The sequence below is a fragment of the Algibacillus agarilyticus genome, from assembly GCF_003286125.1.
GTDB classification, from domain to species: Bacteria; Pseudomonadota; Gammaproteobacteria; order Enterobacterales; family Alteromonadaceae; genus Algibacillus; species Algibacillus agarilyticus.
The window spans coordinates 249,376-260,450 of record NZ_QMED01000003.1 but is presented as its reverse complement, the minus strand read 5'-3'; the positions used below and the strand labels follow the sequence as shown (position 1 = coordinate 260,450).

The window sequence follows — 11,075 nt, the reverse complement described above, 5'->3', positions numbered from 1 at the left end:
TTAAATCCTTTTAAGCTATGTCTATGTGGATGGTTGTACCAAATGGGGCAGTTATGCTTAAATCGGTGATTAACCATAATGTTGGAATTTCGGGGGCTTTAGTTGGAAATATAGCGCCACCATCGGTTAAATATAATAATGCATCAGGTGGGGAAAACGTAAAATCGGTCTCTATTTTTTTAAAAAATTGATTAAATGTTGTGCCTCCGCCTCCTCGTGGTATGGGTAAATCTTTGGTTTCATTGTTTAAGGCATAGGGGCCTACAATATCAGCATCAGCAAAATATAAACTAATATCGATATCCGTAAAGGTATGGATAATTTGATTGAGTTCGGCCATAAATATTGATAACTCATGTTGACTGACTGAGCTACTGGTATCGATGGCAACCGCGAGGTGTAATCCCTCTGAATACATTTCTTCTCGATAAAGTCCACGGCTGACAAACCGCCAGTCAAACTCTTTAAAGTCACTTAACCTTGTTTGGCAATATCGCCATAACACCGAGCGCCAATCGACTTTATTTGAAATTGCGATTTCAAATTCGCGTTTTAATAACTCGGGTATGTTACCCCATGTTTTAAGCTTTTGTTGTTGAATACGTATCGACTGACAAGCTTTATCCCAATATGGTTTTAATTGTTTATTTTGCTCTGTTGCTGTTTTATGTGAGCTCACGTCATGTTTAGAGCGGTATTGCTGTAGCTGTGGATTTTTTAATGACGATTTGGTTTGTTGAACTTTTTCAGTGTCTTGTGTTGAGTCGTTATGACAATCATCTTGCTTACTATTTTTGTTAGAGCTGGGGTCAGAGTTTGGATCTGAACTGGGGTCTTCATCGGGATCTAAGTCTGGAACTGAAAGAGTATACGCTTGTTGTTGATCTCTATTGGGAGACGTCACACAAGAAGGAGATGTACTTTCGTTTTCAAGTGTTATTAGCGCATTGTAAATTTCTTCAGCTGTGCAGCCTTTATATCGATTATCCCAAGCGGTGAAAGGGGCCGGTTTTAATGATGAACAGTCAGTTATAATTAAGTTTACGGCTATGTCGGCTGCAATATTCCAAATTTCAGTCTGTTTATGTTGTCCGCGCAGTGGATGTTGCAAACTTAAATGCAAAACTTGATGCAACAGAAAACTGAATTTTTCAGCGAGTGATAAAGACTCAAAAAATTGACTATTTATATGCATTGTTTTACCGCTTGTTTCGGCAAAATCAACAGACATGCTTATTTTAAACTGACAGTACATCGCGAATGTCGAAAAAAACGGTTGGTTTTTTCTGAGGTACAATAAAAATTGCGACCAAATATCAGAGGACATCGTTAATCGCTTTTGTTAATTTAGCATAGTCTTGTAAATATTTTTTGGCTGTTGGGTCTTTGATAAAAGCAGTCGCAAATTGAGCAAACTGACCATTTGCATTCAACAATAAAAACAAATCGTTTATAAAAACTTGGATCCATTCAGGATTGGCTGTTTTGAGTAGCCATTTAAAGCTGTTAACAGCGTCTGATGGTACTTTAATTTTTATTGCTAATGCCGATATAAGTGCGTATGAAATTGAAGGTGTTGTAGGGAAATCATCGATGCTCGTGCCTTGCATTATAGCGTTCAAATCAGGCATATTGTAAGACAATTCGATAAATGCCTCCAATTCAATCGCACATCCATTACCAATGGCCGATGATGTATTTAAGCCTATCTTTAATAATTGACTCGCCATTTCCCAGCTGCGCGGTGAAGGCCAACGAGGATCGTTATCATTCGGTTTATGTAATAATGCCGGTCTAAAATTTAAAAAACCGATGATTTTACTATCAATGTTATTGAGTAACGCGTAGCGCTTGAAGTCGTCTAGCGATATAGCAACATCAAAGTGCAAGAAACGATTTGCAAGTGGTGCGGGCATTTTAAATACGGCTGCTTTATCTTCTGCTCGATTACCGGCTGCCCAAATAAACCATCCATCTGGAACGTTATAATCACCAATCTTTCGATCTAGGATAAGTTGCTGTGCAACACCTTGCATTGTTGGAGGAGCCATATTTATTTCATCCAGAAACAGAATTCCTTTTCCCTTTGTCGGTAAAAATGAAGGTGGAAACCAATGCGTTTTACCTTGGTCTGGAACCGGGATCCCGCGTAAATCGCTGGGCATGAGTTGAGTTAATCGTATGTCGACAAATGCGAGATTGTTTTGTTTGGCTATATTCGCGACGACAGATGATTTTCCAATTCCGGGCTTTCCCCAGATCATCACTGAAAGTTGAGTGTCGGTGGTTATAAGTGTTGATAATGAATTGTGTAGCTCATTAGGCGAGAGCAGCATGCAGAGAATCCTTTCTATTAACTATATAATTTTACTCTGTTTTTTAATTTACTATGTGGTTTTAGTTTTATCAATAGAGATATGAAGTTGTCGAAGTATTAACTAAATAAAATGCGTATATTCATGGTTGATGTTGATTTTTAATTGCTGTCGTTTTATTGAAATAGCAACCCGGGTGACTTTTCAACAATAATTTCAAGCCGCATCGTCTTAAAAATGAGCTCTATTTAAATGTGTTTTCAGTGAATAATGAGAGGGATATGTTGTTAAATTTAAAATTTAAAGCTCAGTTTTTCACTATACCCAAGTGACTTTATAACTGATAACGGTGAACGTATTTTTTGCAATGACTTGGGTATTTATAAAGAGACCTAAATATGAACACTTTTTTAAGAACACAAAAAAAAAGCAGAAAATTAAATGATTAATTATCTGCTTTTTTTTATAGTGGGTATTAAAGAACGATTTGCTTATTTAGCGTGGCGTTCTTTTAATTTATCGATAACATCTGAAAGTGATAAGTCCATGCTTTGTAATAAGACGGTTAAGTGATATAGCAAATCAGCCGATTCGCAAATTAATTCGTCTTTGTCACCTGAAGTGGCAGCCAGGGCTACTTCTACGCCTTCTTCACCTACTTTTTGTGAAATACGTTTTACACCTTTGGCATATAAACTCGCGGTATAACTTGAACTAGCATCGGCACCTTTACGACTAGCGATAACGTCTTGTAAGTCACTAATAAAGGCTAAGTGCGGCTGGGCTTCGGTATTCCAACAGGTTTCGCTGCCCGTATGACAAGTTGGGCCAACAGGCTCTGCTAATGCAATTAAACTGTCGCTATCGCAATCTGTCGATAATTCAACCAGTTTAAGGCTGTTACCCGATTCTTCGCCTTTAGTCCATAAGCGGTCTTTACTACGACTATAAAAAGTAACTAAACCTGTTGAGAATGTTTTCTCTAACGCGGCTTTATCGGCATAGCCTTGCATTAAAATTTTACCTGAAAATGCATTTTGAACGATAAGCGGCAGCATGCCATCGCCTTTTTCCCAAGCAAGGGTATTTAGTGTTTCTGCTGTGACTAGCATGGGCGGATCTCCACATTTTCATTAATTAGGGTTTGTTTTAGCTCGGCCATTTCAATTACATTTTTATGAAAAACGCTTGCTGCTAATGCGCCATCTACGTCGGCGTCTTTAAATACGGTTGTGAAATGCTCAATAGCACCTGCGCCGCCAGAAGCGATAAGGGGCACGTTACAAACAGCTCGTGCTTGTTTTAATTGCACAATATCGTAACCTTCACGCACACCGTCTTGATTCATACAGTTAAGAACGATTTCACCCGCTCCGCGTTTCTGCACTTCTTGGATCCAATCAAAGGTGGTCCAGCTGGTTTTTTGCGTACGACTTTCATCACCCGTAAATTGGTACACTTCGTATTGATTGGTGTCTTTATTATAAAAAGAATCGATGCCAATCACGATGCATTGCTGACCAAAACGCTGATTTAATTCGGTAATTAATTCTGGGTTAGCAAGAGCAGGAGAGTTGATTGAAATTTTATCAGCCCCCATTTCTAAAATTATGCGAGCTTGTTCAACTGTTTTAATGCCACCGGCTACGCAAAAAGGTATATCGATTTTTTCAGCGATGCGCGAAACCCAGCTTTTATCAACGACACGTTGATCGCTTGATGCGGTAATATCATAAAAGACTAATTCATCCGCACCCATTTCAGCGTATTTTTGCGCTAAAGGCACAATGTCGCCAATTATTTCGTGGTTACGAAATTTAACGCCTTTTACTACTTTGCCTTCGCGAACATCTAAACAAGGTATTATGCGTCTTGCCAACATGCAATCGCCTCCTCGATGGTGAACTTACCTTCTAATAGTGCACGACCTAAAATAACGCCGCCCACTTTAGTTGGTTTAAGTGCTTCAATATCACTTACGCCACCAATACCACCTGAAGATTGCCAAACAATTTGCGGATACGCTTGAGTTAAACTTTGGTAAAGTTCAACGTTAGAACCTTTTAACGTACCATCACGGCTGATGTCGGTACATAATACATGACGTACACCGACGGTAAGGTAGTCGTCTAAAATCTCTTCTAAACGTACGCCTGAATTTTTTTGCCAACCATGAGTTGCGATAAATTTATTGCCATCTTTATCAATATTGATATCAAGTGCTAATACAATTGCATCAGGGCCAAAGACTTCAACCCAATTTTTTACAACTTCAGGGTATTTAACGGCAAGTGACCCAATGACAACTCGTTCTACACCGGCTTCTAATAATTGTTCTACATCGCTTTTTCGACGAATACCGCCACCCGCTTGAAAGCGCATTAAGCCGGTATCTGTTAATTCTTTAATTAATTTAAGTTGACGCTTTTCTGGATCTTTAGCGCCGGTTAAATCAACGATGTGTAACCATTTTGCGCCACCGTCAGCGTAGGTTTTGGCAACGTCAAGAGGGTTTAATTTATATTCAGTTTTTTGCTCGTAGTCACCTTGATACAAGCGAACGACTTTACCGTCGATTAGATCAATAGCAGGAATTATCATGCTTTCATCTCCAAGAAATTTTTAATGATTTTTGCACCCGCTTTGCCTGAACGCTCGGGATGAAATTGCACGCCGGCAAAATTTCCTGAGCCGATTGAAGCCGCAAATGTTTGGCCATAATCGCAAGTTGCTAATGTGTTCGTTGAGGTTGATACGCAAAAGCTGTGCACAAAATAAAAGTAGTCATCAAATGTGATGCCACTAAAGATAGGGTGGTCTGAAATACTCGATAGTGTATTCCAACCCATGTGTGGTAAACGCAACCCTTCAGCTTGGATTGGGTTTACTTGCTCATCGATTAATTGTAGGCAGTCGACGTTTCCTTCTTTGGAAAACGCGGTCATTAATTGCATACCTAAACAAATACCTAAAACCGGTTGGGTTAGGCTTTTGATAATTGGGATGAGTTTACGTTCGTTAATGATGTGCATTGCCGCATTAGCAGAACCCACACCCGGTAAAAATACTTTATCGGCATTTTTTATAACGGCTTCGTCAAAACTAACTTCAACTTTGTAACCTAAGCGTTCTACTGCAAATCGCAACGATGATAAGTTGGCACAGCCCGTGTCGATAATAACGATCTTTTGATCTGTATTAACTGACATTTATAAAACCCCTTTACTGCTAGGTAGTTCAGTGCCTTCTATGCGAATGGCTTGACGTAGCGCGCGACCAAATACTTTAAATAAGCTTTCTACACGATGATGATCATTATCACCGGTTGTTGAAAGGTGTAAAGTAATTGCCATGCCATCGGCTAATGAGCGGAAGAAATGTGGCACCATTTCAGTGGCTAATCCACCAACTAACGCGTGATCAAATTGAGCATCAAATTTAGTAAATGCCCGGCCTGATATATCAAGTACACATTGAGCTAAACATTCGTCCATTGGTAAACTAAAACCAAAACGGCCAATGCCTTTTTTGTTGCCAAGGGCTTTTTTCAATGCTTGACCCAGTGCAAGCGCGGTATCTTCAACACTATGGTGATCATCAATATGTAAGTCACCATCGACTTTAATATTCATATAAAAGCCACCGTGAGTCGATATTTGATCAAGCATGTGATCAAAGAAACCAACGCCAGTCGAAATATCGGCTTTAGCGACTTTATCTAAATTAACTTCGACTAAAATATCGGTTTCGCTGGTTTTTCGATGAATACTGGCTTCACGCGGTTGAGTTGTTAGTGCCGCAACAATGTGATCCCAGTTTAATGATTCCGGATTGTACTGGAAGCTTTGAATGCCCATATTTTGAGCGAGCTGTATATCAGTCATGCGATCGCCGATCACATAACTGTTTTCAAAATCTACTTTACCTTGCTGCAAATAATCACTGACTAAACCGAGTTTAGGTTTACGGCATGTGCAATTATCTGATTCAAAATGTGGACAGACTAAAATGTCGTCAAATGTGATGCCTTGTGACGCAAAAATATCGAGCATTTTTTGCTGTGGCTTTTCAAAATCAGCAGTTGGAAAGCTATCAGTACCTAAACCGTCTTGGTTAGTTACCATCACTAATAAGTAGCCTTCTGCTCTTAATTTAGTTAAAGCGGCAAAAACATTAGGTTCGAAAACCAACTTTTCTAATGTATCTAATTGATAATCAACCGGTGGTTCAACAACTAAAGTCCCGTCACGGTCGATAAATAATATTTTTTGTCTAGACATGGTTCTATTCAGCCTTAAATGCTTGCATAGCCTCTATCAAGGCTTGGGTTTCTTCTGCGCTACCAATCGAAATTCGAAGGCTATCATCGAGCAATACTTGCTTCGAATAATCACGAATTAATATGCCGTTATCAACGAGGTATTTAAATAAACCTTGTTTTTGTTTAGTCCGGAACATAATAAAATTTGATGCGCTAGGTAATTGTTCGTATACATAATCAAGCGAGTCGAGTGCTTGTTGTACTTTATTTTTCTGTTCTAAAATTATTGCTAGCTGTGAATGCATGCGAGCTAAGCCCGTTTCGCTAAGTGCTTGTGTCGCAATTTGTGCAACAGGCCAGCTGATCGGGTAGGGCGCAATCACTTTGCTCATCGATTCAATGATATCTTTATTCGCTAGCGTATAACCACAGCGAATACCCGCTAAACCAAATGCTTTAGACATGGTGCGTAGTACTGCTAAGTTAGCGTATTTATTTATCCAACCTGCAACCGTATTTTCATACGCAAATTCTATGTATGCTTCGTCAACCGCAACGATGGCACTACTAGCGAATATATTGAGCACTTGTTTTATTTGTGTTGCCGAAACTAAATGCCCAGTCGGGTTATTGGGTGAGCAAATAAACACAACTTTAATTTTATGTTCTTTTTGAGCTTGCTCAATAGCCGGAATATCTAAGGTGAAATCTGATTTTAATGGCACTTTAACCACATCGATGTTACATGTTTCTGCGCTAATCGCGTACATGCCGTATGTGGGTGGGCAAATTAATATTTTCTCGTCTTTTTCACAAAAAGTGCGAACAAGTAATTCAATGGCTTCATCTGCGCCTCGGCCGGCCAATACTTGGTTTTTTTCAACATTGGCATAAGCGGCGTAACTTGAAATTAAGTCTGCGGGTTGAAAGTCTGGGTAACGATTATAAACAGAGTCATCTAATTCATAAGCATTAGCAAAAGGCGATTCATTGGCATTAAGCCAAATACGTCCGCCAGACATGGTACGACGAGCAGACTCATAAGGTACTAAACCTTGTATGTTTTTACGGGTTAATTGATTTGCTAAACTCATTATTTCTCTCCACCTAAGACGGCTTGTTTATCTAGGCGAATTTTAACTGCATTTTTATGTGCATCTAGGCCTTCTGCGTTAGCCAATGCCATAATGGCTGGTCCAATCGCATTTAACCCCGATTCTGTTAATTCTTGTACTGTAAATTGCTTCATATAGCTAGATAAGTTTAAGCTTGAGTAAGCTCGGGTGTAGCCATAAGTTGGAAGTACATGATTGGTGCCGCTGGCATAATCACCGGCCGATTCAGGGGTAAATGCCCCAATAAAAATTGAACCGGCATTTTCAAACTGTGGTAATAAATCACGTGCATTTTCTGTTTGTACAATTAAGTGCTCAGGGGCATATTGGTTTGACACACTAATGCCTTGCTCAATTGATTCTACAATGATAATTCGACTGTGTTTTAACGCTTCTGTTGCTATGGCTTTACGTGGCAATAAATTAAGTTGTTGCTGGGTCGCTAACTCAACTGCGGTCGCTTGTTGTGCCGAGTTGGTAATTAAAATGACTTGCGAGTCGGCGCCGTGTTCCGCTTGCGAAAGTAAATCGGCGGCCACGTAATCTGCATCGGCTAAAGCATCGGCTAACACTAAAACTTCACTTGGGCCAGCCGGCATATCAATAGCGGCACCTAATGCATCTTGGCTAACTTGTTGTTTAGCTTCGGTAACAAAGCTATTGCCCGGGCCATAAATTTTATCTACTTTTTTAATGCTATTGGTACCATAAGCTAATGCGGCAATTGCTTGCGCACCACCTGAAATATAGAGCTCGTCTACGCCACATACTTTTGCCGCGTATCTTATTTCAGGTGTAACCTTGCCTTCAGCATTTGGCGGTGTAAACATAGCAACGCGTTTGCAACCCGCTATTTTGGCTGGTGTTGCCGTCATAATAACGGTTGAAGGCAACGGTGCCGTACCGCCTGGTACATATAATCCCACTTCATTAATCGCTTGCGAACGCAGTTCGCAAACAACACCAGGAATGGTTTCTACTTTTATGGGTTGCGGTATTTGAGCCGCGTGAAAAGCATGTACTTGACGGTGAGCAAGTTCGATTGCATCTTTAACTTCGGTCGATATTTCATTAATCGCGTTATCAATATCGTGTTGTGAAACACGTAAATTATCTAATTTAACACCATCAAATTTTTCAGCTAATTCAATTAATACTGAATCACCTTCTGCTCTAACTCGCGCAATAATATCGCGCACAATTGTTGCAAGGCTTGAGCTGTCTGCAAGTGCAGGGCGGGCGAGCAAAGCAGTTTGTTCTGCTTCACTTAAATTAGCCCAGTTTTGTGTTTGACCGAATACGTTACTCACGTACTTTACTCTCCGTCTATAAACTAATAAAAGTCGCTAGCATTAACCTAGCATTTTTTCAATTGGCATAACTAAAATTGAACTTGCACCTAATGTTCTAAGTTCTTCCATTGTTTCCCAGAATAATGTTTCTGGGCTTACAATATGAACCGCAACTTGGTCATCTGAACCCGCAAGCGGTAAAATAGTTGGTGAACCCGAACCCGGTAGTAAAGCAACAATGTCATCAAGTTGTGCTTTAGGTGCATGCAACATAATGTATTTACTTTCTTTAGCTTGCATAATACCTTCAATGCGAGTTAAGAACGTATCGATTAAGCTTTGTTTCTCAGTGCTCAAGGTGACGGCTGTTTGAATTAATGTCGCTTTAGATTTGTAGATAACTTCTGCTTCTTTTAAGCCGTTGGCTTCAAGTGTTGCACCTGTAGAAACTAAATCACATATACCGTCAGCCAAGCCAGCACGAGTGGCCACTTCAACAGAGCCTTTTAATAAGCAAAATGTTAAATTGATGCCTTTAGCCGACATGTATTTTTCGGTTAAGCGTGGGTATGTTGTTGCGATACGGGCATTTTGTAAAGACTCAGGGCCTTTATAATCCATTTCTTCTGCAACCGCGATTGATAAATGACAACCGCCAAAATCTAATTCTTTAAGTTCTTTAAACTCACAAGCATTACCTTTAGCTTCACGCTCTAATTTTTCTTCTTCTAAAACGTTTTGGCCAATAATGCCTAAATCACATACGCCATCCATAACTAAACCTGGAATGTCGTCATCGCGAACGAGTAATAAATCAACGGGCATGTTGGTTGAATGCGCGATTAATTTACGATCGCGTGTACTAAATTTCATACCTAAAGCTTTTAAAAGCTTCTTTGATTCATCGCTTAAACGACCGCCTTTTTGAATAGCGATACGAAGTCTTGTGTTGTCTATTGTCATTTTATTATGTCCTGAAAACTAAAAAACCCTCGGTAGGCGTGCCTTCCGAGGGTTTGAAAACTGGGTTTTAAAACGCCGGAAGATGCATTGTGCCTTCCAGTTACTGCCTGAAAGACTAATCCAAAATGTGATGGTGATGGTGGATAGAAACTTTCAAGTTTGTCATTTTAATATTACCAAATAATGTTAAATCAGCTTAAAAAACGAGATTGTAATGCAAGCTATAAATTTATGGCGACAAAGTACCTTAATTGTTAAATAAACGCAAGGTGCAGAATAAAACCAATAGTGATTTTATATACTTAAAATCACTATTTCACTTTAAATTGATTAAGTGACTAATAAATAGCCTACCTTTGTTTAATTACATTCTTTATTTAAGTGTGTTAATTATTAATTTCTTCTACCCATAATTTTGTCGCACCACACACAGCGACCGGCATCACAAGCAAGTTGATAAATGGCACCATAGAAAATAAGACAACGGTACCACCAAAGCTAAATGCGCTGCCTTTGTGCTGCCAAAGGGTATCTTTCATATCGCCAAACTCAACCTTATGATTATCAAACGGGTAATCACAATACTGAATAGCCATAATCCACGCACTAAATAAAAACCAAATAACTTGACCAAATATCGGTACAAGCCAAAAAAGAATTAAAAAACCGATACTTTTAGGCAAAACGTACATCAATTTTTGCCATTCGCGTTTTAAAGTGCGCGTTACTTCAGAAGAAAATGTTGTTTGATAGTCTGGACTTTTACCGGTGAGCAGGTGTTCAGTTTTTTCAGCTAAAATGCCATTGAAAGGCGCGGCGATGAAATTAGCAACCGCGGTAAAAATAAATGAAAAAACCATGAACGTAGCAATGATGATTAAAGGCGAGACTAAATATGAAAGCCAAGATAACCAAGAAGGTAATAATGAATAAGCCCAATCTGTAATGTGATCCAGCTGAGAAATTAAGGCAATCAATGCAATCACAAATAAAATGATATTAATGAGCAATGGCACGATCACAAAACGTCTTAACCCAGGTTGGGTAATTAAATTAAATCCGGCAAAAAAATGGTTCATATAAAAATACTCAACTTTAATAAGTAAGGTTTGTTGATAAAACGCGCAGT

11 protein-coding genes and 1 other annotated feature are annotated in these 11,075 nt (G+C 39.3%); all 11 genes read right to left on the bottom strand.

Annotation, left to right across the window (positions count from 1 at the left end):
- Positions 1–10: 10 nt before the first annotated feature.
- Entirely contained in the window at positions 11–1,327 is a 1,317-nt protein-coding gene (locus DPX34_RS04455) for a vWA domain-containing protein (RefSeq protein ID WP_111977209.1), read from the bottom strand.
- Entirely contained in the window at positions 1,317–2,336 is a 1,020-nt protein-coding gene (locus tag DPX34_RS04450) for an AAA family ATPase (protein ID WP_111977208.1), read from the bottom strand. The genes DPX34_RS04455 and DPX34_RS04450 overlap by 11 nt, the downstream gene beginning before the upstream one ends.
- A 470-nt stretch (positions 2,337–2,806) precedes the next feature.
- On the bottom strand, positions 2,807–3,427 hold the full coding sequence (hisIE, locus tag DPX34_RS04445) for a bifunctional phosphoribosyl-AMP cyclohydrolase/phosphoribosyl-ATP diphosphatase HisIE (RefSeq protein ID WP_111977207.1): 621 nt from the start codon (positions 3,425–3,427) through the stop codon (positions 2,807–2,809).
- Positions 3,421–4,197, bottom strand: coding sequence for an imidazole glycerol phosphate synthase subunit HisF (hisF, locus tag DPX34_RS04440; RefSeq protein WP_111977206.1), 777 nt, complete (start codon positions 4,195–4,197; stop codon positions 3,421–3,423). Before hisF ends, hisIE begins: the two co-directional genes overlap by 7 nt.
- A complete protein-coding gene (gene hisA, locus DPX34_RS04435; protein ID WP_111977205.1) occupies positions 4,179–4,916 on the bottom strand; it encodes a 1-(5-phosphoribosyl)-5-[(5-phosphoribosylamino)methylideneamino]imidazole-4-carboxamide isomerase in 738 nt (245 codons plus the stop codon). Before hisA ends, hisF begins: the two co-directional genes overlap by 19 nt.
- Positions 4,913–5,524, bottom strand: a complete 612-nt coding sequence (hisH, locus tag DPX34_RS04430) for an imidazole glycerol phosphate synthase subunit HisH (RefSeq protein WP_111977204.1) — start codon at positions 5,522–5,524, stop codon at positions 4,913–4,915. The genes hisA and hisH overlap by 4 nt, the downstream gene beginning before the upstream one ends.
- Complete coding sequence (gene hisB / locus DPX34_RS04425) at positions 5,525–6,595, bottom strand: bifunctional histidinol-phosphatase/imidazoleglycerol-phosphate dehydratase HisB (RefSeq protein WP_111977203.1); 1,071 nt, start codon at positions 6,593–6,595, stop codon at positions 5,525–5,527.
- A gap of 4 nt (positions 6,596–6,599) precedes the next feature.
- A complete protein-coding gene (hisC, locus tag DPX34_RS04420) occupies positions 6,600–7,673 on the bottom strand; it encodes a histidinol-phosphate transaminase (RefSeq protein WP_111977202.1) in 1,074 nt (357 codons plus the stop codon).
- Positions 7,670–9,001, bottom strand: a complete 1,332-nt coding sequence (gene hisD, locus DPX34_RS04415; protein WP_111977201.1) for a histidinol dehydrogenase — start codon at positions 8,999–9,001, stop codon at positions 7,670–7,672. The genes hisC and hisD overlap by 4 nt, the downstream gene beginning before the upstream one ends.
- Before the next feature lie 42 nt (positions 9,002–9,043).
- Complete coding sequence (gene hisG / locus DPX34_RS04410) at positions 9,044–9,946, bottom strand: ATP phosphoribosyltransferase (protein WP_111977200.1); 903 nt, start codon at positions 9,944–9,946, stop codon at positions 9,044–9,046.
- Between the two features lie 17 nt (positions 9,947–9,963).
- Positions 9,964–10,086, bottom strand: a sequence feature (His leader region).
- A gap of 246 nt (positions 10,087–10,332) precedes the next feature.
- Positions 10,333–11,025 carry a sulfate transporter CysZ gene (cysZ, locus tag DPX34_RS04405; protein WP_111977199.1) on the bottom strand — a complete coding sequence of 231 codons (693 nt, stop codon included), beginning with the start codon at positions 11,023–11,025 and terminating at the stop codon, positions 10,333–10,335.
- Positions 11,026–11,075: the final 50 nt, after the last annotated feature.

Bases quoted from the DNA above. Each gene is read 5' to 3' on its own strand.
- DPX34_RS04450 (WP_111977208.1), bottom strand. From the start codon at position 2,336: ATGCTGCTCTCGCCTAATGAGCTACACAATTCATTATCAACACTTATA.
- hisA (WP_111977205.1), bottom strand. From the start codon at position 4,916: ATGATAATTCCTGCTATTGATCTAATCGACGGTAAAGTCGTTCGCTTG.
- hisB (WP_111977203.1), bottom strand. From the start codon at position 6,595: ATGTCTAGACAAAAAATATTATTTATCGACCGTGACGGGACTTTAGTT.
- hisG (WP_111977200.1), bottom strand. From the start codon at position 9,946: ATGACAATAGACAACACAAGACTTCGTATCGCTATTCAAAAAGGCGGT.
- hisH (WP_111977204.1), bottom strand. From the start codon at position 5,524: ATGTCAGTTAATACAGATCAAAAGATCGTTATTATCGACACGGGCTGT.
- hisF (WP_111977206.1), bottom strand. From the start codon at position 4,197: ATGTTGGCAAGACGCATAATACCTTGTTTAGATGTTCGCGAAGGCAAA.
- DPX34_RS04455 (WP_111977209.1), bottom strand. From the start codon at position 1,327: ATGTCCTCTGATATTTGGTCGCAATTTTTATTGTACCTCAGAAAAAAC.
- cysZ (WP_111977199.1), bottom strand. From the start codon at position 11,025: ATGAACCATTTTTTTGCCGGATTTAATTTAATTACCCAACCTGGGTTA.
- hisIE (WP_111977207.1), bottom strand. From the start codon at position 3,427: ATGCTAGTCACAGCAGAAACACTAAATACCCTTGCTTGGGAAAAAGGC.